This window comes from Staphylococcus lugdunensis, from assembly GCF_001558775.1.
GTDB classification, from domain to species: domain Bacteria; phylum Bacillota; class Bacilli; order Staphylococcales; family Staphylococcaceae; genus Staphylococcus; species Staphylococcus lugdunensis.
In genome coordinates, this window is the sequence record NZ_CP014022.1 from 1,523,436 (window position 1) to 1,546,857 (window position 23,422).

The 23,422-nt window shown below is 34.9% G+C and carries 24 protein-coding genes; 14 read left to right on the forward strand and 10 right to left on the reverse strand.

Going from position 1 to position 23,422, the window contains the following annotated elements; genetic code table 11:
* Positions 1-8 precede the first annotated feature (8 nt).
* The 6 genes from isdE (at position 9) to AL499_RS07210 (ending at position 5,285) form a co-directional block, all read left to right on the forward strand.
* A complete protein-coding gene (gene isdE, locus AL499_RS07185) occupies positions 9-899 on the forward strand; it encodes a heme ABC transporter substrate-binding protein IsdE (RefSeq protein ID WP_002460919.1) in 891 nt (296 codons plus the stop codon).
* A gap of 21 nt (positions 900-920) precedes the next feature.
* On the forward strand, positions 921-1,895 hold the full coding sequence (locus AL499_RS07190; RefSeq protein WP_002491948.1) for a FecCD family ABC transporter permease: 975 nt from the start codon (positions 921-923) through the stop codon (positions 1,893-1,895).
* Positions 1,876-2,655: an ABC transporter ATP-binding protein gene (locus AL499_RS07195; protein WP_002460916.1), complete on the forward strand. Its 780-nt coding sequence runs from the start codon at positions 1,876-1,878 to the stop codon at positions 2,653-2,655. Before AL499_RS07190 ends, AL499_RS07195 begins: the two co-directional genes overlap by 20 nt.
* Positions 2,652-3,374, forward strand: coding sequence for a class B sortase (srtB, locus tag AL499_RS07200; RefSeq protein WP_002491976.1), 723 nt, complete (start codon positions 2,652-2,654; stop codon positions 3,372-3,374). Before AL499_RS07195 ends, srtB begins: the two co-directional genes overlap by 4 nt.
* A 17-nt stretch (positions 3,375-3,391) precedes the next feature.
* Positions 3,392-3,715, forward strand: coding sequence for a staphylobilin-forming heme oxygenase IsdG (isdG, locus tag AL499_RS07205; RefSeq protein WP_002460913.1), 324 nt, complete (start codon positions 3,392-3,394; stop codon positions 3,713-3,715).
* A 73-nt stretch (positions 3,716-3,788) separates the two neighbouring features.
* Positions 3,789-5,285, forward strand: a complete 1,497-nt coding sequence (locus AL499_RS07210; protein ID WP_002491987.1) for a glucosaminidase domain-containing protein — start codon at positions 3,789-3,791, stop codon at positions 5,283-5,285.
* A gap of 351 nt (positions 5,286-5,636) precedes the next feature.
* Here AL499_RS07210 and AL499_RS07215 read toward each other — a convergent pair whose 3' ends face one another.
* The 7 genes from AL499_RS07215 to AL499_RS07250 form a co-directional block, all read right to left on the reverse strand.
* Positions 5,637-6,635: a FecCD family ABC transporter permease gene (locus AL499_RS07215; protein ID WP_002491991.1), complete on the reverse strand. Its 999-nt coding sequence runs from the start codon at positions 6,633-6,635 to the stop codon at positions 5,637-5,639.
* Positions 6,632-7,627, reverse strand: coding sequence for a FecCD family ABC transporter permease (locus AL499_RS07220; protein WP_002491989.1), 996 nt, complete (start codon positions 7,625-7,627; stop codon positions 6,632-6,634). The genes AL499_RS07215 and AL499_RS07220 overlap by 4 nt, the downstream gene beginning before the upstream one ends.
* A gap of 15 nt (positions 7,628-7,642) precedes the next feature.
* Positions 7,643-8,635 (reverse strand): ABC transporter substrate-binding protein, encoded by a 993-nt coding sequence (locus AL499_RS07225; protein WP_002460906.1) that lies wholly within the window; start codon positions 8,633-8,635, stop codon positions 7,643-7,645.
* Between the two features lie 362 nt (positions 8,636-8,997).
* Positions 8,998-9,606: an FMN-binding negative transcriptional regulator gene (locus AL499_RS07230; RefSeq protein WP_002491974.1), complete on the reverse strand. Its 609-nt coding sequence runs from the start codon at positions 9,604-9,606 to the stop codon at positions 8,998-9,000.
* Between the two features lie 13 nt (positions 9,607-9,619).
* Positions 9,620-10,126 carry a GNAT family N-acetyltransferase gene (locus AL499_RS07235; protein ID WP_002491942.1) on the reverse strand — a complete coding sequence of 169 codons (507 nt, stop codon included), beginning with the start codon at positions 10,124-10,126 and terminating at the stop codon, positions 9,620-9,622.
* A 17-nt stretch (positions 10,127-10,143) separates the two neighbouring features.
* Positions 10,144-10,596: a MarR family winged helix-turn-helix transcriptional regulator gene (locus AL499_RS07240; RefSeq protein WP_002479128.1), complete on the reverse strand. Its 453-nt coding sequence runs from the start codon at positions 10,594-10,596 to the stop codon at positions 10,144-10,146.
* A 553-nt stretch (positions 10,597-11,149) separates the two neighbouring features.
* A complete protein-coding gene (locus tag AL499_RS07250; RefSeq protein ID WP_002479127.1) occupies positions 11,150-12,082 on the reverse strand; it encodes a ketopantoate reductase family protein in 933 nt (310 codons plus the stop codon).
* 468 nt (positions 12,083-12,550) lie between these two features.
* On the opposite strand from AL499_RS07250, the gene AL499_RS07255 reads away from it, so the two are divergent.
* The 8 genes from AL499_RS07255 to AL499_RS07290 all read left to right on the forward strand — a co-directional run bounded on the left by AL499_RS07255 (position 12,551) and on the right by AL499_RS07290 (position 20,933).
* A complete protein-coding gene (locus AL499_RS07255; protein WP_002491959.1) occupies positions 12,551-13,669 on the forward strand; it encodes an ABC transporter ATP-binding protein in 1,119 nt (372 codons plus the stop codon).
* Positions 13,670-13,696: 27 nt separating this feature from the next.
* On the forward strand, positions 13,697-14,665 hold the full coding sequence (locus AL499_RS07260) for an ABC transporter permease (RefSeq protein WP_002479125.1): 969 nt from the start codon (positions 13,697-13,699) through the stop codon (positions 14,663-14,665).
* 10 nt (positions 14,666-14,675) lie between these two features.
* A complete protein-coding gene (locus AL499_RS07265) occupies positions 14,676-16,367 on the forward strand; it encodes an extracellular solute-binding protein (RefSeq protein WP_002491962.1) in 1,692 nt (563 codons plus the stop codon).
* Between the two features lie 13 nt (positions 16,368-16,380).
* Entirely contained in the window at positions 16,381-17,277 is an 897-nt protein-coding gene (locus AL499_RS07270; RefSeq protein WP_002460890.1) for a carbohydrate ABC transporter permease, read from the forward strand.
* A 13-nt stretch (positions 17,278-17,290) separates the two neighbouring features.
* Positions 17,291-18,151 carry a metallophosphoesterase family protein gene (locus AL499_RS07275; RefSeq protein ID WP_002460889.1) on the forward strand — a complete coding sequence of 287 codons (861 nt, stop codon included), beginning with the start codon at positions 17,291-17,293 and terminating at the stop codon, positions 18,149-18,151.
* Positions 18,135-19,475: an MATE family efflux transporter gene (locus AL499_RS07280; RefSeq protein WP_002491949.1), complete on the forward strand. Its 1,341-nt coding sequence runs from the start codon at positions 18,135-18,137 to the stop codon at positions 19,473-19,475. The genes AL499_RS07275 and AL499_RS07280 overlap by 17 nt, the downstream gene beginning before the upstream one ends.
* A complete protein-coding gene (locus AL499_RS07285; protein ID WP_002460887.1) occupies positions 19,468-20,232 on the forward strand; it encodes a DeoR/GlpR family DNA-binding transcription regulator in 765 nt (254 codons plus the stop codon). Before AL499_RS07280 ends, AL499_RS07285 begins: the two co-directional genes overlap by 8 nt.
* Before the next feature lie 122 nt (positions 20,233-20,354).
* Positions 20,355-20,933, forward strand: coding sequence for a histidine phosphatase family protein (locus AL499_RS07290; protein WP_002460886.1), 579 nt, complete (start codon positions 20,355-20,357; stop codon positions 20,931-20,933).
* Between the two features lie 270 nt (positions 20,934-21,203).
* On the opposite strand, the gene AL499_RS07295 is transcribed toward AL499_RS07290, so the two are convergent.
* From AL499_RS07295 to AL499_RS07305, 3 genes are read right to left on the reverse strand one after another with little or no spacing between them, the layout of a single operon-like run.
* Positions 21,204-22,250 (reverse strand): sensor histidine kinase, encoded by a 1,047-nt coding sequence (locus AL499_RS07295; RefSeq protein WP_002491979.1) that lies wholly within the window; start codon positions 22,248-22,250, stop codon positions 21,204-21,206.
* Entirely contained in the window at positions 22,251-22,931 is a 681-nt protein-coding gene (locus AL499_RS07300) for a response regulator transcription factor (RefSeq protein WP_002479120.1), read from the reverse strand. It lies immediately after the preceding gene.
* A complete protein-coding gene (locus AL499_RS07305) occupies positions 22,909-23,367 on the reverse strand; it encodes a DoxX family membrane protein (protein WP_037540730.1) in 459 nt (152 codons plus the stop codon). Before AL499_RS07305 ends, AL499_RS07300 begins: the two co-directional genes overlap by 23 nt.
* Positions 23,368-23,422: the final 55 nt, after the last annotated feature.

Here is a 23,422-nt window from a genome sequence, read left to right on the forward strand (position 1 = left end):
GTAACAAAATGAACATCAGCAAAATAATGTCATCATTAGCTATATTGCTTGTGTTGCTTACTGGATGTAGTCAAAGTAGTAAACATACAAAAGGTGATAATGTAGATCAACAAGGTAACGCATATCGTATCGTACCAACCACGGTGGCTTTAACGATGACACTAGATAAACTGGACATTCCTATTGTCGGAAAGCCAACGACATATAAAACATTGCCTAAGCGTTATAAAGACGTGCCAGAAGTTGGGCAACCGATGCAACCAAGTGTGGAAGCAGTGAAACAAGTCAATCCAACGCATGTATTAAGTGTAAGTACGATTAAAGATGAAATGAAGCCGTTTTATAAACAATTGAATATGAAGGGATATTATTACGATTACGATAGTTTAGATGGCATGGAAAAATCCATCACGCAATTGGGACATCAATTTAATCGTGAAAGTAAGGCAAAAGCATTAAATCAACACATCAATTCAGTCAAAAAGGATATTCAAGACAAAGCTGCTAAACAAAAGAAACACCCTAAAGTGCTTATTTTAATGGGGGTTCCTGGAAGTTATTTAGTAGCTACAGATAAATCATATATTGGGGATTTAGTGAAAATTGCAGGTGGAGAAAATGTGATTAAAGATACATCAAAACAATATATATCTTCTAATACTGAAAATCTAGTGAATGTCGATCCAGACATTATTTTACGCTTGCCTCATGGTATGCCAGATGAAGTGAAAAAGATGTTCCAAAAAGAATTTAAGCAAAATGACATTTGGAAACATTTTAAAGCAGTTAAAGAAGACCGTGTGTATGATTTAGAAGAGATACCTTTTGGCATTACTGCAAATGTTGATGCTGATGATGCCATGAAGCAATTATATGACGTTTTTTATAATCAACATTAAGTTTTAAAAGAGGAAGAGGATATGAAAAAACATCCAGCATTTTTAATGGTTATCATGTTAGCATTGCTCATTGTGACAACATATGTTGCTGTGGTTGTTGGTAAAATACCAATTAGTTTTGATCAAGTAATGACTAAAGTAACTACTGGTAGCGAACAGCATGTTGATGCGGTTATCGATTTAAGGTTTCCAAGGATATTTATTGCATTATTTGTGGGGGCTATATTAGCAGTATCAGGCGCTTTATTACAGGCTGTTCTGCAAAATCCACTCGCAGAAGCAAATATTTTGGGTGTTTCATCAGGTGCGTTAGTGGTTCGCAGTCTTGTGCTTTTACTATTTCCAGGGTTATATTTTTACGCGCCATTTCTAAGTTTTATTGGTGGTGTTATACCATTTATGGTGTTGTTTGTGCTTATTGCGAAATATAAATTAGCGCCAGTGAGAATGATTCTTGTAGGTGTGGCATTATATGCAATGTTAAATGGCATACTAGAACTGTTAGCTCAAGATCCGTTTATGAAGATTCCACAAGGTCTTACTATGAAAACTTGGAATGATGTATACATTGTTGCAATTACTGCAATCATCGGTATTACTTTAGCTTTGATTTTGGCACAAAAAACAAACTTATTGGCTTTTGATGAGAAGCAGGCAAATAATATCGGTTTTAATATTACGAAGTATCGATTAATGATTGGATTAGTCGCTGTCTTTTTAGCAAGTGGTGCAACAGCAATAGTAGGACAAATGGCATTTGTAGGTTTGATTGTGCCACATATTGTACGTAGATGTATTGGCAGTAATTATAAAAAAGTATTGCCATACTCAGCTATGATGGGTGCATGGTTGGTGTTGTTAGCCGATATCATTGGCCGTACTAGTCATCCACCACTTGAAATACCAGCGAATGTGCTAACCATGATGCTAGGTGGTCCAATATTAATTTATATGATTTGTAAAGGAGCGGTAAGTCATGCGCATAGAACATCTTAACTTTTATTACGACTTACAGCGACCAATCTTTGAAGATATTTCACTCGAATTTAAGTCGAATGCGATAACTACCATTATTGGGCCAAATGGATCAGGAAAATCTACTTTGTTGCAACTTTTATCTCATAATCTCAAGCCAAAAAGTGGTCAGATTTTTCTTCAAGACAAATTATTAAATCAATATAGCCAGAAAGCGTTAGCTCAGCGATTAGCGACGGTACATCAAAAAAGTAAGGTACCTGAAGATTTTACTGTTAGACAAGTGATTGAAACAGGCCGTTATAGTTATCAACGTCTGTTTAAGAAAGATTTACGCAAAGATAGTGTCGTGAATACGGTGATTCAACAATTAGATTTGACACAATTTGAACATCAATCAGTGATGAACCTATCTGGTGGTGAATTACAGCGTGTATTTATTGGCATGGCTTTAGCACAAGAACCTCAATACTTATTGTTAGATGAGCCAACAACCTTTTTAGATATTCATTATCAGTATCAAGTTTTAGATATCATTAAATGGCTGCATGAGGAATATCAAATGACGATTATTATGGTGCTACATGATATTAATCAAGCGATTGAATATAGTGACGAACTGATTTGTCTAGGCAATAAAGGATTACTTGCGCAAGGGCGACCTAAAGATATTATTGACCACACATTAATTCAAGACATGTACCACATTGATGCAAAGATACTTCAAGATCCTGATTGCGGCACGGTCATTGTCAAAAAACGAGGCGGACACAACAAATGAAATTAGTGCTTCGATTATGTCAAATCATCCTAATAGCAGTTATCGTCATTTCAGTCTATCAAATTTATCATTTACATTTAGCAGATAAACAAGCTGAAGAAAGATATAAGAACTTACAACAAAACTATACTACGCAATCAGCAAATAATGAGGTCAGACCACAGTTTACACAATTAGAACAAGTGAACAAGGATATTGTTGGCTGGATTCACCTTAGTGATTCAACTTTAAATTATCCGGTATTGCAGGCTAAAGATAATAAGACTTATTTACAGCATGATTTTGAGCATGAAGCAAGTCGCAAAGGTAGTATTTTTATGGATTATCGTAATGCGATAGCACAGCCTGATTTAAACACTGTCATTTATGGACATCATGTTGGTGATAACACCATGTTTGATGTATTAGAAAAATATTTAAAACAATCATTTTATGATAAGCATAAAAGCATTCAATTCGATACAAAATATCATAAATATCGCTTAGAAGTTTTAAGTGCTTATCAAACAACGACGAAAGATAATTATATTCAAACATATTTTAAAACGCAGCAAGCCTATGACAAATTTTTAAAAGAAACGATGCGCAAGTCGGTAATAAATACTACTACAGAAGTATCAGCTAAAGATAAGATTGTAACGTTATCGACATGTGAAGATGCGTATAGTCAAACATCTGGCCGTATTGTAGTGGTCACAAAATTAGTTGAATTAAAATAGAAAAGGAGCATGTAGCAATGAATTTTATGGCAGAAAACAAATTAAAGTTAGATAAAGGTACAGCAGAAGGGATTATCGATCGATTCTATACTAGACATGGGATAGAGACATTAGAAGGCTTTAAAGGCATGTTTGTTACGAAAACACATGAATTAGAAGATTATGATGAAGTGAAAATTTTAACATTATGGGACACTGAAGAAGATTTTAAAGATTGGTTACAATCAGATGTTTTTCGCAAAGCACACCAACATGTACGTCATCAATCACAAGATAGTTCAAGTCCAATCTTAGAAAATACTGTAATAAAATATGACATTGGTTATCAATATTTAAAGTAAAGTGAATCAGATTGCTTTGAAATTTATTCATGCAATCAGCACTGGGGAATAGAGAATTGATGGAGGTAAATAAGTGAGCAGAAATAAATTAATATTTTGTGTAATTACCGTCACTGCATTGTCGCAATTGATAAGTACGCCACTAAGTTCCTATGCGATGGATACGCAAGTGCATCAACATAAAAATAAAAAGGTACATAAGCAAGATGAGGATGCGTATCTTAGCCCAAAAGACAAGCACATTGAATCAACGGAAGTACCAATCAATGATATTGAAGAAGAAGTACCATTGCCTAAAGTGGTTGCCTCGCATCAACGCGTCAATCAGCATAAGCCACCTAAAGTAACTTTATTACCACCTAATGAGACGTCAACAGTTGCATCTCAGCATGATGATGAAACATTGATTCAACGTATGCAACATGATGAAGAATCGAACGATGTACAATCTAAGCAGTTAACGACGTCTAAGGCACAACATCAGCAAGTTAACAATCCTCAGACGAGTGAAAATGAGTCATCTCAAAGGAGAGCAGCACAAGTTGTGACGAAGCAGGGAGATTCATCTACAAATGGTTATCGCGATACAGCGATATTGCAGCAAGCGCCAGATACTGATGATGATAAAGATGAAACACAGTATGAAGTTGCTCAGAGTAGTGACACGCGTGAATTTATACAAAACATTGCTGAAGATGCACATCATGTTGCACAAAAGGAACATTTGTATGCTTCTGTAATGATTGCACAAGCCATATTAGAATCTGATTCTGGTAATAGTGCGCTTGCAAGTGCGCCACATAACAATTTATTTGGCGTGAAAGGTGCTTATCAAGGAGAAACTACAAACTTCAATACATTAGAAGCAGATTCTGAAGGTAAAATGTATCAAACAACTGCAGCATTTCGCAATTATCCTGATACTAAAGCAGCATTAGAAGATTATGCTAAGTTAATTCGTTATGGTATCGACGGGAATAACAATATTTATCAAGGTAGTTGGAAGACACCTGGCATGACATATGAAGATGCTACAAAAAGTTTAATAGGTACGTATTCAACGGATCCTGATTACGATAAAAAATTAAATAGTATTATTAAACAATATCGTCTAACGGAACTGGATGGAGAAGAAATGCCTATTTTAGATGAAGCATTTTTCAATAAGTCTTACGATGATAATCAAGGTGACTATAAGCCGTTTAAAGAAATGGACAGTCAGTCTAAAAACTTTTACCCACAAGGGCAGTGTACCTGGTATGTCTATAATCGTTTGCAGCAATTTAATCTTTATGTAGATGGATCAATGGGTAATGGCGGAGACTGGGCTGTGCGTGCTCGTGATAAAGGCTATCAAGTGTCAAATCATCCATCAGAACATACAGCAGTATCGTTTAAACCAGGGCAGCTTAATGCGGATCGCTATTATGGACATGTTGCGTTTGTCGAAAAAGTAAATAGCGATGGTTCAATTATTATCTCAGAAAGCAATGTCAAAGGCTTAGGTGTGATTTCATATCGTAAAATCAATGCTAATCAAGCTGAGACATTACAATATATTCAACCTTAAGAAGCATTGTGAATGCAAGTGTTGTGCTATAAAGTATCATCTTGGGACACGAGTCATTGAAAAAGAACAGGCTGGGACATACATCTCAGAAAAATAACACTCAGATGAATTAAATTCAACTCATCTGAGTGCTTCTTTTTTATTCAATGTGATGTGCACCCCAAAAGTTGTACTTTGGTTTAGTACAATGCTTCGTATTGTTGGCTTTCTTAGAGGACAGTTTCAGCCTGTCTTGTTTCTTCATAAGTCTTGCCAAAATACTTTGCAGTTATAGATAAGTTACACACCTATGCATGGCGATGCATTTAGTTATAATTTAGCGTGCGGTATGTCTGAAGGTTGACTACTTTTTTATAATTTTTTAACAGTTAGTAATAAATATATAAAGAATGGCGCACCAAAAGCGGCTATAAATATACCAGCAGGAACTTCTTTTGGAAGAAATAAGGTACGTCCAATTAAATCGGCAATGACTATTGAGATGGCACCTAACATTCCTGACATCAACAATTTGCTAGCGTAACTGCCTTTAACGATTGTCTTAGCAATGTGTGGGGCAATTAATCCAACGAAGCTAATATTTCCCACTAGACTAATGGCTATGGATACTAATATCGTAGCTATTAGTATTTGCATTAGTTTCATGCGCTGTACATGTAAACCTAAACCAATAGCTAAAGGGTCAGTTAATGCGGATATTTTCATTTTAGGAATGATTATCAGAAGCAGTGGAACAATCGCAATAAGGACACTACCTAGAACAATACTATCTTTAAATGTTGCGCCATAGAGACTTCCCACTAACCATGTGTAAGCTTTAGCAGCTGATAGTTGCTTGGTCGTTATAAGCAAGCCTTGTACTAATGCTATGCAGAGCGTTTGCATAGAAATGCCAATAATAATTAATGTTGTTGGCTTAATTTGGCCTTGCTTTTGAAAGATGAGTAGAACCAGCATTGCGATCATCCCTCCAGTGACTGCGAATAGTGGGAGCACCTGTATACTTATTTGATTAAAAAAGTTAATAAATATGACTGCTCCTAAGCTCGCACCTCCTGTAATGCCGATAATATCGGGTGAGGCAATAGGATTCTTTAGCACATTTTGCAGTATTAAACCACTTATACCGAGAGCCATACCAGCTAAAATGGCTAATATGATTCGCGGCAAGCGCAATACCTCTATCGTAAACTGATCAATACTATCAGCTGGATTGAAAAAATACATGACAATGCGTTGCAAAGAAATATAACTGGAACCAGCCATCATGCTAATAACTGAAATTACTATTAAGAAAATAAGCGCAATGATAAGGTAATAAAAGTCTTTCTTTTTAATCCTTTCTGTCATAAGCGATGTGGTCCTTTCTGCATAAGATAAATTAATACACTTGCGCCCATTATAGCGGTTACAACACCGATGGGTAGTTCAAGCGGTTGGATAATTACTCGTGCAATCATATCCGATAAGAGCATTAAATTCGCGCCAGCAAGTGCATTAAATGGTATGAGGTATTTATAATTTGGTGGCAATAGTCTTTTACTTATGTTGGGGACGATTAAGCCAATAAATGCAATTGAACCAGCCACAGCAACGGAAATACTTGCTAACATACTAATCAGTAGTATAATGAGCCATTTTACTACTCTAATATTTTGTCCTAAACCAGTAGCGATATCGTCACTTGTCATCAAGATATTAATATGCGCACCCATACTGAATGCGATAAGTATAAGTATTAAAATGAGTGGAATAATCCATGTCATATCCCAAATATTACGTAATGATACAGAACCACTTAACCAAAATAATAGGCCTTGTAAATCTGTTTCATTCATGATTAAAATGCCTTGTGTGAACGCTGTAAATAACATAGATATTGCAGCACCGGCTAGAATTACACGTTGTGGTGAGAATTGAGTCTGTCTAAACATTCCTAATGTGACAACTAATATGGTTACAATAATGGCACCTAGAAATGCAATAACGATAATTACTTTAAATGATTGAATCTGGAAAAAAGTAATGCTCAAGATAACAAAAAATACTGCACCCGCATTTACACCAAATAATCCTGGAGAGGCAATAGGGTTACGTGTGAGTGCTTGCATCAACAAACCTGCTATGGCTAGTGCAGCACCAGTAAGCAATGCAATGATTGTTCTAGAGGTTCGTGTTCCAGTAACAATGTGGTGTAGCTCATTCGCGCTATCAAAGTTGAATAACGCTTGTATCAACGTCATAGGTGATACAAGCGTGTTTCCAATCATCAAACTAGAGATAGTTACAATAACAAGGCAGAAACCAGCAAGTGCGATTTGATATTTTGGTTTAAGTAGCATTGAATAACTCCTTAGTTACTTTGATTGTTTATCAATATTGAGTTTGTCATATAAATCATCGATGAGTTTTAACGAAGATTGATAACCACCAGCTAAATTCCAAGTGATTTCGTCTAAGTCGGTTGATACTTGGTTATTTTTAACTGCAGTTAAATGTTTCCATTCTTTACTTGACGTCCATTCATCTTCTGTTTTCTTAACTAACCCTGCATCTTTTGCGGTAGGATCAGACTGAACCACAAAGATATGGTCCGCTTTCATTAATGGAATACTTTCTTTTGATGTTAGCTGAATAATGTCTTTTCCTTTATCTACTTCTTTTTGTAAAGCTTTATTTCGTTTAAATCCTAAATCACTTAATATTTCACCAGCGTAACCACCAGCATATATTCTAGTATGATCTGCACGGAAGTTGACTACTGAAGCAGACAATGGCCAAGCGTCTTTATATTTTGCCTCAGCATCCTTTTTAAATGCTGCGACTTTATCATCATATTTTTTAAGTAATTTATCTGCTTTACGTTCTTTTCCTAAAGCCTTACCCATTAACTTTGTAGTATCTTTAAACTTAAAGACATTATCAGTCGAAATGGTTGGCGCAATTTTAGATAATTGATCATAAACCTTTTCATTTCGAACTTTGGAAGCGACAATCAAATCTGGTTTTAGTTTAGAAATTTCTTCTAAATTAGGCGTAGGTTCTTGTCCAACAATCGTTGTGTCTTTTAACGCCTTTTTTAAATAATTGTATTTTGGTTTTTGTGTCCATGATTCAACAGCTCCTACAGGCTTAACACCTAAAGAGACAGCGACATCAGTGGCACCTTGATATAATGTAACCACACGTTTAGGTTGACCTTTAATTTCTGTGGTTCCCATCGCATGTTTAATTTTCATTGTGTCCTTGTCTGACTGATCTGATGTTGATTTATTAGAATTTCCACTACATCCTGCTAAAATGACAATACAAGCAAGTGCAGTAACTATAATGTTAACAACTTTATTCATTGACTAAATGAGCCTCCTTCATGATGTATGACAATGATAATCATTATCAAGAATAGTATCTATGATTAGGTTTTCTAAGTCAACAAAAATTTTATAATTTATATGTAATTTAAACTTAGTATATAGATATAAAAAAATATAAATGTTAAAGTTTTATGTAGTAAAAATTATTGTTGATTAATATTATAGTATACGGGGATTTTGGAGCAGTATTTATGATTGTCTAAAGTCAAATATGTCAAATAAGCAAATGCTTATGTGCTATTAGATATAAAATGTCCCCTTCAAAATGGAGCTATGAATGCTGATTTTGAAGGGGTAACGAATATATGTTAAATGTTTAAATTATTATAGAATGTCTTCTATTTATAGTTTTCAATTTCATCGGCTAAGTTAATTTGTACATTGTCATTACTTTGCTTAAGTTTAGAAATAATATTTTCTTTTTCCTTTTCACTTCGAGTTTGGCTTAATTTATATGCTGCTTCCAATCGGTTTACTTTGATTTTAAATCCTATGACACCTTTAATTTGTTTTAAAGTTTGATTAGACAGTTTATCCCAAGTAGCACCATTTTCGCGATGCGCTTCATATTTATTAAGCATACTTTTTAATGCATATGTTAATTCAGCTTCGTTTAATAGCGCACCAGTGCCATAAGCATGCACACTTTGATAATCCCATGTTGGTACATCTTCTTCTTCGTACCAACTTGAAGAAATATAACTATGAGGACCTGAAAAGATCACTAGTATATTTGAATTATCTTGTATCGTCTTCCATTGCGGGTTGCCTTTTGCAAAATGTCCGGATAAATACATCGTGTCTTCGTTGTATTCAATCATTACGGGTACATGTGTAGCAATAGGAATATGATCATCAACGGTAACTATTGTGACAAAGTTATGTTCTTCCATAAATTTTTTAATATTGTTATCATTTTTCATTTGGTAGTGCTTTGGAATATACATGATACTCTCTCCTTTATATATGCATCATCATAATATAATCTGTCTGTTTTTCGTCTCCCATATAAAATATGTGGCTATCAATTACATGAAATCCCAAGTTTTTATAAAATGTTATGGCGTTATCATTTTTTTCCCACACACCTAACCAAATAGAGTCACAAGAAAGTTGATTTGCTAATGTTAACGCTTGATTGAATAATGCTTTTCCTAGCCCTTTATGCTGAAAAGTGCTTAAGATATATATACGCTCAATCTCTAAATCGTTGTCATTGTATGTTTCAGTTTGGGCATCTTTGATATTTAATTTTAAATATCCTGCCAATTTATCTTCATCATAAATAAAGTAAAAAAAGGAATGGGGGTTATTTAATTCATCGATGACTTTATCATGAGTGAAATTTTCAGCTAGATATTGATTAATATTCTCTTCTTTATTTTGAAATCTAAACGTTTCATCAAATGTTTGATAAGCGATCTTTTGTAATTGAACTGCATCATCAATAGTACATGATCTGATCATTTTAATTACACCCTTAACTAATACTTTCTTTTGTAACCCTTTTTTACTTTGGACCAATCTTCAGATATGTTTTGTTTTACTCTTTTTAATGCCAGTGATAAATCAGTAATTTCTTTCTGGGAAAAACCTTGTAATGCAACGGCATTTGAATGATTGTTTTCTCTAATAATGAATGGATAAAGTGATTTACCCTTTTCGGTTGGGAATAGCAATTTGTTCTTTTTATTAGTAGCATCATTTTTCTTTACAATCATATGATTTTTTTCGAGATTTTTAATAGCTCTAGAAGCCGTAGTGCGATCAATTTTTAACATTTCAGCTAATTTTTCTTGGATAATTCCAGGATTTTCACATATTCTAGTCAAATAAATAAACTGCCCTTTAGTAAGATCAATTTCTTTAAATTCAATATTGCTAATAGAATCCAGTGCTCTAGCAATAACACCGATATCTCTTAAAATATCTTCCACATAACAACCCCCTAATAAAATTGTTGCATTTGCAAGTATATAACAACAATAATATAGCACAAAAAAATCGACTAAACCAGTTTCTTCTAACAAAAGAAGCTGGGGTGGGGGGCTCAACAGAGAGAATTTCGACAAGAAATTCCACAAGCAAAGGAAGTTGGGGTAGGCCCCAACAGAGAGGGAGCGGAACAGTATTCATAATGAATTCGTAGTCCCGCCCCGGCAAGGTTGACTAGAATTGAAAAAAGCTTGGTATAAGCGTATTTTCAATCCAGTCAACTACTGCCAATATTTAGTTCACAGCTTAAAACATGTTCCAAGCCCAACGGATAAAGCAAGTTGGGGTGGGGCCCCAACAGAGAGAATTTCAACAAGAAATTCCACAAGCAAAGCAAGTTGGGGTGGGGCCCCAACAGAGAGAATTTCAACAAGAAATTCTACAAGCAAAGCAAGTTGGGGTAGGCCCTCAACAGAGAGAAAGGAACAAGCATTGTGAGTTGTATTATGAACTGCAATGATTTGACTGCAATCAATCGCCAAGGAATAGGTATCGTTAGTGATTTTTCATTTCTAATTGGTGAATAAGATGGGTGATTAATGCATTTGTAGGTGTAGGAATATTAAATACTTTACCATATTCAACGATTTGACCATTAAGATAGTCGATTTCTGTTAAGCGGCCGTTATTATAATCTTGATGCATTGAAGGGTAATGTAGGCCCTGTGCTTCTTTTGGATAAGAGGCTTCAATTTTGTCTAAGAGCGTTTGTCGATTTAAGTCAATATGTTTTGCCTGTCCTACCGATATAATCTCGTCAACAATTGGCGTAATCATATCTTGCGCATCTTCATAACAGCCAAATTCATAAATCGTTTTATCTAAAATGGTACATAAAGGATTTAACACGCTATTCAAAGTTGCTTTAGACCAAATGGATTTGAAGACGTCAGAACTGATTTGTGCATTTAAGCCAGATGTATTGAGCATGTTTAATATAACTTCAGTTCGAGAATCTTTTTCGCCATCTGCACGTTGTAAATCAATGGCACCTTCACCTTCTAAAAGTAGCTGTCCTGGGCCTCTTAAACCTGCTGTCCACATCGTTACGGCTAGATAAATTTGAGATAATGGCACTAATTTAGATAAGCGTTCTTCGTGACCTAACCCATTCATCATGCTTAGTATTGCTGTATCTTTGTGAATTGTATTAGCTTCTTGTAAATGCTGTAACATTTTTTCAGATTGCATGGCTTTCGTTAAGATGATAATTAAATCAAATTGTCCTGATACATCTTTAGTTAGAACTGCTGGAATATTGACAGTATAAGTATCCATCTCTGTTTGGACTTCCATACCATTTTCATTGATGCAATTGACGTGTTCTTGCCAATCATCGATTAACGTGACATCATAGCCAGCTTGTTTTAAGGAAACGCCAATTCGTCCACCCATGGCACCTGCGCCCGCGATTGCAATTTTATACATGATTAGACACTCCTTAATTATTTTTTATTTCACAAGTGATATATCCCAATTCATTATTAAAAAAACATTTACAAACTTAAGGACAAAAGTATCGAACATTGAACCTAAGTGGTCAAAACAGTCCATCATGATTACGTTATTTATTTTTGATGGTCAAGATGAAAGGGCTTTTCTATGTTTGTCTTATTTCCAAATAATTGTGAGGACGCAAGTTGATGAGTGGCAACGGGGTTTTCAATATATTTTGTTAGTGTTATGTGAATTTTATTATTCTAGTGTAAATATTTTTGAATAATCTTTGTTTTAAAAATAGATATTTTTTCTGTTATTTCAATGGTTCGTAAGATGAATATTTTTGAAAATTTATAATCAAAAATTTGGACTTTAATCTTTTTTTATCAAACAAATATATTTAATTAACAAAAGCATTCTAGAATTTAACTGTAAGATCATTTAAGGAGTGAAAATATGATAACGCTCAAACATTTGAACAAAGTTTATGACGGGAATCATTATGCAGTTAAAGATTTTAACCTAGAAGTTGATGATCAAGAGTTTGTTGTTTTTGTAGGGCCCTCTGGATGTGGCAAATCTACAACATTACGTATGATTGCTGGATTAGAGGAAATTAGTGAAGGTGAGATTTATGTAGACGATCAGTTATTAAATCAAGTTCAACCTAAAGATCGTGGTATTGCAATGGTGTTTCAAAACTATGCGTTATATCCGCATATGTCTGTGTACAAGAATTTGGCATTTGGATTGAAAATGCGCGGCATTCATAAAAAGGAATACGATCAACGTATTCAAGATGCAGCGAAAATATTAGAAATTAGTCATTTGTTAGATAGGAAACCAAAAGCACTCTCAGGTGGTCAACGTCAACGTGTAGCACTTGGCCGTGCGATTGTCCGTGATGCGAAAATCTTTTTAATGGATGAACCTTTATCTAATTTAGATGCAAAGTTAAGAACGCATATGCGAACGGAAATTATTAAGCTACATAAGAAAATGGGTGCTACTACAATTTATGTCACGCATGATCAAACAGAAGCGATGACAATGGCTACTAAAATTGTGTTATTAAAGGATGGTGTGATTCAACAAGTTGGGTCGCCTGAAGAGATTTATCATCATCCTATTAATCAGTTTGTTGCCACATTTATTGGAAATCCAACAATGAATATGATTCCGTTAGACATTAAAGATCAAAGTTGGTTGTTCAATCAACAACCTGTTGTTGATGCTCAAGTATTGGGAGTATTTGAGCATAATGCTTTAAATTTAGGTATTCGTTCTGAAAATATTCAATTTTCTACTGAAAGCGCTGCGTTAAAAGACTATGAATTACAATTGCCAGATTGGCAGGTGACGTTAGTAGAACTAATTGGCGCTACAAAATTAATTCATTGCGTGAATGGGGAAACACATATCGTTGTTTCTACTGATAATCAAATGGACTTAAAGCCAGGGGAAACCATTCATTTAGGGATGCAATTAGCAGACTGTCATTTATTTGATCGTGAAACAGGTGACTTAGTTACGCCTCAGCAGCAAGCGATGAATTCAGAAACAGTCAGTATATAACAAAACAAACAGATTGGAGTAAGTACAGTGAAAGAAACGCTACACGTCAATCATGCACACCCAGTTAAGCAGCATAAAGTGACTTTGCTACAACGTATTTGGCAGCATAAAGTATTGTATCTTATGTTGCTTCCTTGCCTCCTCTTTTTTCTAATTTTCAATTATATTCCAATGGCAGGGTTGGTCTTAGCTTTTAAAGAATTCCGTTTTGATACGACGATTTTCGGTGGACAATGGGAAGGTTTCAAATATTTCAAGCGATTTTTCTCTGATTCTCAAAGCTACCAAATTATTATCAATACCTTAATTATCAGTGGAATGAAATTAGTACTCGCTTTGCCATTTCCGATTGCTCTGGCAATTATGTTTAATGAAATCTCACATACGAAGAAGTTAGGACGCTTCCGTGGCTTATTCCAAGGGGTCATGTATATTCCACATTTCTTATCTTGGGTTGTTGTTGTTGGTATTTTTCAAAAAGTACTCGCGCCTGATAGTGGATTGATTAATCAATTAATTCAGCAATTTGGTGGCAATGGCGCTACATTCTTTATGATGAATCCTGAATATTTCCATACAATTATGTTTTCAAGTTATTTATGGAAGAACGTGGGTTGGGACTCTATCATTTATTTTGCTGCCATAATGGGAATCAATCCTGAAATTTATGAATCAGCTAAAATTGATGGCGCTAATCGTTGGCAGCAAATTATTCATATCACACTACCGATGTTGACACCGACGATTATTATTTTATTCATCTTATCGTTAGGGGATATTTTGAAAGCTGGTTTTGATCAAATCTACTTATTAAAAACACCTGGTAATGCAAAATACGCAGAAATTTTGGATACTTTCGTGATTCGTACTGGTATTCAGCAAGGGGATTTCAGTTATTCAATAGCAATTGGTTTGTTACAAGGTGTGATTGGCTTGATTTTGGTCATTGTAGTGAATCGTTTTGCAGATAGAAAATTCAACACATCATTATATTAAGGAGAAGACAATGAAACATATAAAAAAATTGAGTATTTTATTATTGGTGTTACTACTTGTATTTGTGACTGCTTGTGGCAAAGATGAAGATGAAGAGAAACGACGCGCAGACGCTAAAGGAAAACCTAAAACATGGATTGCAGATCGCAAACTAAAAGGGCTCGTCTTTCAAAGTAAGAATGACGTGTCACCAGAAATGAATAAAGAAATTGAAAAAGAATTAAAAAAGAAGACTGGTATTACGCTTGAATTACAAACGGCATCGGGAAATGACTCTACAGAAGCGCTAACTTCTGGTTTAGCTTCTGGAGATTTACCAGATTTCATTGTGTATTATTTAGATAATAGTGGTCGTCCAGAAATGAAAGTATTAAATAAAGCTGCGAAACAAGGGCAATTAACAGATTTAAAACCATTACTCAAAGATACAAATGTGTATAAAAAGTACTTAAAGAAAGATTATTTACCTAAAGATACGCGTGACAATATTATGTTTCCTAAAGATTTAGACGGGACGTATTTTGTGCATATGGGTATTAACCGTAAACCAGGTGATCCAGGCAGAAAAGTAGTTGGCGGTCCTTATATTCGTAAAGATATTGCAGAACAACTAAATTTAGATCCAAGCTCTATTAAAACATCAAAAGACATGAAAGCATTAGCTGAAAAAATTAAAAATCATCACTTCAAAGATGACAATGGTAAAGAAATTACACCTATAGGACCTACAGCATGGGGCGGTAGTGATCGTACGGCTTTTTATAACGACTTAGTATGGACTGGTGGGGCAGATGAAAAGTTCCAAATAGATCATGATAAGGTGAAACATGAATCAGATACAGATTATGGTATGAAACGTGTAAAATATGTGAAGTCATTAATGGATGAAGGATTGATGCATAAAGCCTTTTATACTATGTCTGAAAACCAAGCTAAAGAAGGGCTTGTAAATGGTTCATGGGGCATTGTGTCAGATTTGCACAATTACGTGACTGAAAACCAAAGTATGAAATACATTCCGCTAGGGCCTTTAAACACGGTTAAAGGAAAGTACCAAATGGAAATGTCTTATAAATCAGGATATGGCGGTTGGTCAATTCCTAAAAGTACAAAACACCCTGAAGATGTAGTGAAGTTAGCGGATTTCTTAGCCAGTCGTGAAGGGAAATTATTAGGTGAATATGGTATTAAGGGACGCGATTATAATTTAGACAAAAAAGGCAACCCTGTTGTGAAAAAAGAAGTGTTAAAAGAAATAGATGAACATCCAGATCAAGCGAAAAAAAGAGGTTTCCGTGGTGCAGGTTCATACTGGGCTGACCACTTAGGACTTACCGATGTAGATAATCTAGATGATTTTGGTGAAAGAGAGTATGGCGACAATGCTCGAAAAAAACAAGGTAAAACAAATCCAGAGAAAATGGCCGAATCATGGCATTATGATGAAAAATTAAAGCATGCAAAAGTTATTGATGGTTTAACAGTTAAATCCTTCTTACCAAAGTTTGATAAAGGTGAAGAATTGGAAATAGCCTTGGATGAATACGATGAATCTTTAAAACGCGCGTATTATGCTAAAACTGACAAAGAGTCTGAACGAATTTTAGCAGATGCGAAAAAGAAATTAGACCAAGCTGGTCTCCCAGAATTTGAAAAAATGATTGAAAAGAAAATAAAAAATGGCGAAAAAATACGATTCTAAAGGATGACAATGAATGAAAATCAAGCGAGATTGGAGCAGTATTATTATTCGCAGTATTTCTTGGGTGATTATTATTACCCTTGCATTATCAATTCTGTTGCCGATGATTAATATTATTGCATTAGCTTTCAATAGTGGGGCTGATGCACAAAAGGGTGGTATTACCTTTTGGCCGCGTCAGTTCTCATTAGATAATTTTAAGGAAATATTTAAACAAGGAACCATTTTGAATGCGTTGTTTATTAGTTTGGCTAAAACGATTATTGGTACAGTGCTTAGCGTTATATTAACCGCTATGGCTGCATATGCATTAACGATTAAGTCGCTACCGTTTAGAAGAACAATTTCTTTTTTCTTAGTCTTTACGATGTTATTCAGTGCAGGTGTAGTGCCATTATATATCTTATTGAATCAACTAAGCCTGACAGATACATTTTGGGTTTATATTATTCCATCGCTATACAGCGTGTATAATATTTTAATCATGCGTACATTCTTCAATCAAATCCCAATTAGTGTGATTGAAGCGGCACGTATAGATGGCTGTAATGATTGGCAAATATTTTGGAAAATCATCTTGCCGATGAGTAAACCTGTTATTGCGACAATTACACTCTTTAATGCGGTAAGTCAGTGGAATGATTGGTTTACAGGTGCATTCTTTGTTAGAAATCCGCAGTTAAAGCCATTGGCAACCGTCTTACAAGATATGTTGACGAGCCAGGATTCTATCGCCAATGCGTTGAAACAAAAGTCAGGTGCATATCAAATGATTGAGCGCATTACGATTACAGGGGACTCACTACAAATGGCAATGATTGTGTTGCTAATTATTCCTGTACTGTTACTTTTCCCGTTTGTCCAAAAACACTTTGTTAAAGGTGTTAATATCGGTTCGACCAAAGAATAAAGGAGTATAGACAATGTCAAAATTCAAAATCATGCAATTTACAGATTTACATTTAAGTCCGAAAAATAATGACAAAGATCAACAGACGTATCAATTGCTTGAACAACTCATTACCACATATCAACCAGACTTATGTATGTTTACGGGTGATCAAATATGGTCTCAAGGTGTGATGGATTCTGAAAAGGTATACCGAAATCTGATTGAATTTTTAAATCAATTTGACACTAGCATTGCGACGACATTTGGTAATCACGATACAGAAAATCATTTAAGTCGCAGTGATTTAAGACAAATTGAAGCCGAGCTTGCAAACAACTATGCATGTAAGAAGCATTCGAAGATTGTTAATGATAAAGAAGCATATGTGTTAGAAGTATATGACAATGACCAGTTATCACATTTGCTTTACGTTATTGATGGCGGAGATTATAGCACAACTGCGATTGGTCAATATGCTTATATTCACCCAGACCATGTGGCATGGATTGCTGAAGTAGAACGCTATTATGAGCAACAAGATCAAATCATGCCTAAGCATAACTTGTTGTTTACGCATATTCCTATACCAGAATATCAAGCCATTTCACAAACTAAATTGTATCATGGTATTTTTAATGAGGAGATAGGTTGTCCAACAATGAACTCAGGACTTTTCGCACAAATGTTGCATTCTGGCAATATTGAAGGCATGTTTTGTGGTCATGATCATGACAATGATTTTAGCTTCAATCATTATGGCATTCATTTAAATTATGGTCGCATCAGCGGATTTCATTGCTATGGTGATATTACTAGGGGCGCGCGTCTAATTGAATTATCACCAAACAAACCATATGAAACAAAGATTGTAGAATATGACCAGTGTTTCTAAATCTCGTTTTCAAAAGATATATGTTCCTATTTTAATAGAGCAACTGTTTATGATGTTGATGGGTCAAGCTGACGTGATTATGCTGAGTGCTTATGATACCAAAGCGATTGCAGTATCAGGGATAAGTACCCAAATACTAACACTGTTGACTTTTGTGATTACGATTGTCCATGTGGGTGTTTCTATTCGCTTAGTACATCAAAAGGAACGGGATATGACAGCGATTAAATCGGAACTATATCATAGCCTGACATTGAATTTAGTGCTTTCAGCGTTTCTTGGGATTACTGCACTTATTTGTTATCGCTGGATTTTGATGCTTATGCAGGTTTCACAAGACATTTTTGAACTAACGTATCAATTTGGCGTGATCTTACTACTTGGTTTTGCTATTACAACAGCTCAGATGCTGGTCAGCACGATATTAAGAATTTTATATATGGCTAACATTGCAGCTAAAATCACAGTAGGTATTAATATCATCAATATCATATTAAGTTGTTGCATCTTGTTTGTCTTTACAGATTATGTAGGTAACCCTATTTTAGCTGTAGCTGTTGCCACACTGATGAGTCGATTGTTGGGATTGCTATATGGAGGCTATTATTTAATTAAAAAATATAAACCACAGGCAAAGTTTTTAAAGTTAAATATGTTCATGACTAAAAAAGTAATTTTACTGGGTTTACCAGGTGCTGGTGAACAAATTTCTTATAACTTTGCACAGACGATTACGACGGCCTTTATTGCGGTGTTAGGAACCGAAGTTCTGGCAGCTAAATCACTAACAGTCGCTATTAGCAATGTATCATTTTGCGTTGCGATGGCATATAGCCTAGCTAGTCAAATATATTTAGGGAAATTAATTGCGCGCAGGAAATTCAATGTATTACATCGTAGTGTATACAAGGGTTTAGCCATCAATGTGTTGCGTTCAGCAGTCATTATGGTTTCGGTTGTTGGTGTGTTCTATAGTCTGGGGCGCTATATCTCAGGTGATGACAGTGTGTATCATTTAACATTATCGTATTTAATGTTGTTTATTGCACTGGAGCCTATAAGAGCGATTAATAACTTTATTGTCGATATACTTAACGTCGCTGGAGATGTTCGCTATCCAGTATGCGTGAATGTCATAACAACTTGGTGTTTGTTAATTCCGCTATCATATCTTACAGCATTTGTCTTAGGCTGGGGATATATTGGTATTATATTAATAAATATTTTTGAAGAAGGTGTGCGCTTTATATTAATCATTCGAAGATGGGATAAGGGACACTGGAAAATGAAACTAGCACAGATAGGAGTTCATTTGCATGTATAAAAAGAAATCGAGACTTGAAGTGATTTGTGAGCGAATTGCTACGCATGGAAAGGTATTTGTGAGTGATTTAGCATTATATTTTGAAGTTACACCAGAGACCATTAGAAAAGATTTAGAAACACTCGAAGAAGATAAAAAAGTGACAAGAATACATGGTGGTGCGGTCAAATATAACTATTTGAATAAAGAGCAGTCTTATACAAATAAATGGGAAAAGCAAGCGCAAGTTAAAGAGCGTTTAGCAATGCGAGCAGCTCAGTTTATTAATAATGCAGAAATTATCGTGCTAGATGGAGGAACAACGATAGGCCGTATTCCCAAGTATTTAAATCATCTATCAAATTGTACGTTTGTTACAAATTCATTTATGACAGTTATGGAATTAAATAAAGCAGTTGAGGAACAACGTATCGAAGCAGAGATTATTATGCTTCCAGGAATATCCAACACAGAGCAAGATGTTGTACGTGGTTCATTAACAAATCAAGTATTACAACAATTTAAATTTGATAAAGCATTTTTATCTTGTGGCGCTTTTGATACATCTCAAATTTATGAATATGATTTAGAAGAGGCTTTAGTGAGTAACATGATGCTTCAGAAGAGTAGTGAAACCTTCTTGGTTGCAGATAGTACTAAACGTGATAATAACGCATCTTTTGTCATTAATGATTTTAAAGCAATAGATTATATGATTACGGATTATGCTAAGCCAGATCATGTTGAATTTGACAACAACCACTGGTTACAAGTTTAAGCTTTAGTGCATTGTGGATAGGTATTTTATGTTCTATCTGGATTGAAAAACTAGGTATCAAGCATTTTTTACACAGATAGGGCGATACTAAAATAAAAAATAGGACTTAAAGGGGTATTGATATGAAAAAAACATTATATTTAATTAGACATGGACAAACAATATTTAATAAAAAATGTCAAATCCAAGGCGCATCTGATTCACCATTAACGGATTTAGGAAAACAACAAGCAGCGCTAGCCAAAACATACTTTAATCAATTAAATTTAAGTGACTATGAGTTATTCTCTTCAACGCAAGAACGTGCTTCGGATACGTTAGAAATTATTTTCCCTAATGAAAATTATCGACGATTAAAAGGCATTAAAGAATGGAATTATGGTATATATGAAGGTGAGTCTGAGCTGTTAAATCCGCCACATGATAGTGTGATAGATTTTGGTTCATTCTTTGCAGACTATGGTGGAGAAACGGCAGATGAAGTACAACAACGAACAGTTAATACATTACAAGAAATACTTAATGAAACGAACAAGCATAACGTTGTAGTCGTAAGTCATGGGGATGTTTTATCGTTATTTACGCATACATGCTTACCATTAGCGGAAGCAAGTGAAATGAAATTTACGAACTGCTGTATCTTAAAATTTGACTATGAAGATGGTGCATTTACTTTTAAATCAATACATCATCCAGCATAAACAACGGAAGGCAAGATTGACTAGGATTGAAAAAAGCTTGGTATAAGCGCATATTCAATCCAGTCAACTACTGCCAATATAACGTTCATAGTCTAAAACATAATGATGTCCAGACCCATGGGCTTCTTTTTTTAATCCGTTATATTTATGCCTCAAACTGTTGTTAGGTTACACTGACGTTTGTGTGCGGGTATACTAAAGGATGTCTAAATAAAAAGATAAATGTACCTGTAACAGCTGCTAACTAAGCTAGTGAAAGTTCTAAGCATATCAGTTAAGTTTACTCTTGTGTGTGTTAAAAGTTAGCGTCATGGTTGTACCTTCATTGAGCTTGCTATCCACCGTAATATGACCATCAATTTGATGAGCAAGCATTTGAGCAATGTATAATCCAAGACCCGAGCCACCACTCTTGAGGTTACGTGAGTGCTCGATACGATATGTGCGTTCAAATATGCGTTTTAAATGGTGCTCAGCGATACCGCAGCCTTGATCAGTGACTGCAATCGACACATGCGTCGTATCGACTGTCTTAGTAGTGACAACAATAGGTGTTTCTAGTTTAGAAAATTTTAGAGCATTATCTAAAAAATTTGATAAGATTCTTTCAATAGCCATTCCATCTTGTAAGAAGCGAGGAATGCCTTTTTCTACATCTACAATAAGTTCACGATGTTGCTGTTCTATTTGTTGCTGATAAGCTTCTAAGATTGGCAATAATAATTGATCGATTTGTAAGTAACCAAGGTCTTGTGAATGGCCGCTTACCGTCATCATTGTAGTTAAATCATCAAACATATGGCTTAATCTATCTGATTGGGAAATTAATACTTTATAAGCATGTTGTTGTCGTTCTTCTGTGTTTATGACACCATCTTTTAAAGCTTCAGAATACGATTTAATTGTAGCTAACGGGGTTTTTAAATCATGTGCTAAATTTTGTACCATATGAATTTTTTCAGTTTCTTCACTCTTAATGCGTTCCATCTGCTCGCGTACTTTGGTGACCATGGTTTCAAATGAATCATTTAACTCTTTTAATTCTAAAGGTGATTGAATATCTAATGGCTCTATTTCAAAGCTGCCATTGGCTACTTTCTGTGTTTCATGGTTTAACTTTTCAATCTTATGAATGGTGGGTATTGAAAAAGTCATAGCGATCATCATTGTAACCATACTTGAAATAAGAGAGAACAGCGTAAGTAGCAGTGTCTGCGCCATGTCAAACCACATTAATTCATTGAGTACAAATAAAAATAGAGTTGAAAACGTGATCGATGTAAAAAACGAGATAATAAGTTGTTTACGTATCGTCATTTAATACCCCCTGTGGAACTTATAACCAAGTCCCCAAACAGTGGAAATGATGTAGTCTTTATAGTGATGTTGTTCTAATTTATCTCGCAAACGATGAATATGAACATTAAGCGTGTTCATATCCTCATAATAGTCATAACCCCATACTTGTTCGAGTAAATCTGTTTTAGATAATGCAACATTTTCATGGGTTGCAAGATACCAAAGTAAATCAAATTCTTTAATTCTAAGCGTGATAGTTTCGTTGTTAATTGTCGCTGTTTTAGTTAAGTTATCAAGTGTTAATGCCCCAAAAGATAGTGTTTGTGCGGATGAATGTTTAACCGTGCGAGATAAGATGTTTTTAGCTCGAATTACAAGTTCTCTAGGGCTAAAGGGCTTCTTGACATAATCGTCTGCACCCAACATTAAGCCATAAATCGTATCTGATTCTGTTGTCTTAGCGGTAAGATAAATATAAGGAATATCTAATTGTCTAGCCTTCATTTCTTTTATAACGGCATAGCCATCTTTCTCTGGCATCATGATGTCTAGAATAAATAAGTCCACGTCTTGTTCGAGCAAATCTAATGCTTCTTGACCATTTGAAGCAGTCAACACTTCATATCCTTCAAATTCAAAGTATGTTCTACATATGTCTCTAATATCAGGTTCATCATCAATGATGGCGATTCTTTCCATTTACATCATTCCTTGATTGTTTTTTCTTAAAGAAATGCATTAATTCAAGAGATTGTAATGTTTCTTTATTCATTAATAATATTATAAAGAAAAATAGTTGTAATGGATACGTAAATATCATATCTGCGAGAATGTAATTTAACATCACAAATGTGCCGAAAAAGCTAGCTGTATAAGATAGAACGCCAAATAATAAGCCTAGACCTATGGCGATTTCACCAATGGGGATCATCCATTGAAATAGGTCTAAATGATGTGCGACGACATGTTCAAAAAAGTATTTATACCACTCTGGGGAATCTTGGTTTTCTTTAATAACGGGAACAAGCCCATCAACGGCAAAACCTCCCGTCAATTTTTCATAGCCTTGCTTTAGTATAACGAAACCACTGCCCATTCTAAGTAAAAGTATGATGATCTTCCATGTCATTGTCATGGCGTTTGTTATCGTGTTTGTCATCGTGTTTGTCTCCTTTGCTGTTAAAAAATGA

What these genes read in the sequence shown, in the direction of transcription:
- isdG (WP_002460913.1), top strand. Translation starts at nt 3,392, where the DNA reads ATGAATTTTATGGCAGAAAACAAATTAAAGTTAGATAAAGGTACAGCA.
- AL499_RS07220 (WP_002491989.1), bottom strand. Translation starts at nt 7,627, where the DNA reads ATGCTACTTAAACCAAAATATCAAATCGCACTTGCTGGTTTCTGCCTT.
- AL499_RS07230 (WP_002491974.1), bottom strand. Translation starts at nt 9,606, where the DNA reads ATGTATATTCCAAAGCACTACCAAATGAAAAATGATAACAATATTAAA.
- AL499_RS07195 (WP_002460916.1), top strand. Translation starts at nt 1,876, where the DNA reads ATGCGCATAGAACATCTTAACTTTTATTACGACTTACAGCGACCAATC.
- AL499_RS07280 (WP_002491949.1), top strand. Translation starts at nt 18,135, where the DNA reads ATGACCAGTGTTTCTAAATCTCGTTTTCAAAAGATATATGTTCCTATT.
- AL499_RS07225 (WP_002460906.1), bottom strand. Translation starts at nt 8,635, where the DNA reads ATGAATAAAGTTGTTAACATTATAGTTACTGCACTTGCTTGTATTGTC.
- AL499_RS07265 (WP_002491962.1), top strand. Translation starts at nt 14,676, where the DNA reads ATGAAACATATAAAAAAATTGAGTATTTTATTATTGGTGTTACTACTT.
- AL499_RS07305 (WP_037540730.1), bottom strand. Translation starts at nt 23,367, where the DNA reads ATGACAATGACATGGAAGATCATCATACTTTTACTTAGAATGGGCAGT.
- AL499_RS07215 (WP_002491991.1), bottom strand. Translation starts at nt 6,635, where the DNA reads ATGACAGAAAGGATTAAAAAGAAAGACTTTTATTACCTTATCATTGCG.
- AL499_RS07250 (WP_002479127.1), bottom strand. Translation starts at nt 12,082, where the DNA reads ATGTATAAAATTGCAATCGCGGGCGCAGGTGCCATGGGTGGACGAATT.
- AL499_RS07270 (WP_002460890.1), top strand. Translation starts at nt 16,381, where the DNA reads ATGAAAATCAAGCGAGATTGGAGCAGTATTATTATTCGCAGTATTTCT.
- AL499_RS07295 (WP_002491979.1), bottom strand. Translation starts at nt 22,250, where the DNA reads ATGACGATACGTAAACAACTTATTATCTCGTTTTTTACATCGATCACG.
- isdE (WP_002460919.1), top strand. Translation starts at nt 9, where the DNA reads ATGAACATCAGCAAAATAATGTCATCATTAGCTATATTGCTTGTGTTG.
- AL499_RS07300 (WP_002479120.1), bottom strand. Translation starts at nt 22,931, where the DNA reads ATGGAAAGAATCGCCATCATTGATGATGAACCTGATATTAGAGACATA.
- srtB (WP_002491976.1), top strand. Translation starts at nt 2,652, where the DNA reads ATGAAATTAGTGCTTCGATTATGTCAAATCATCCTAATAGCAGTTATC.
- AL499_RS07275 (WP_002460889.1), top strand. Translation starts at nt 17,291, where the DNA reads ATGTCAAAATTCAAAATCATGCAATTTACAGATTTACATTTAAGTCCG.
- AL499_RS07290 (WP_002460886.1), top strand. Translation starts at nt 20,355, where the DNA reads ATGAAAAAAACATTATATTTAATTAGACATGGACAAACAATATTTAAT.
- AL499_RS07190 (WP_002491948.1), top strand. Translation starts at nt 921, where the DNA reads ATGAAAAAACATCCAGCATTTTTAATGGTTATCATGTTAGCATTGCTC.
- AL499_RS07235 (WP_002491942.1), bottom strand. Translation starts at nt 10,126, where the DNA reads ATGATCAGATCATGTACTATTGATGATGCAGTTCAATTACAAAAGATC.
- AL499_RS07285 (WP_002460887.1), top strand. Translation starts at nt 19,468, where the DNA reads ATGTATAAAAAGAAATCGAGACTTGAAGTGATTTGTGAGCGAATTGCT.
- AL499_RS07255 (WP_002491959.1), top strand. Translation starts at nt 12,551, where the DNA reads ATGATAACGCTCAAACATTTGAACAAAGTTTATGACGGGAATCATTAT.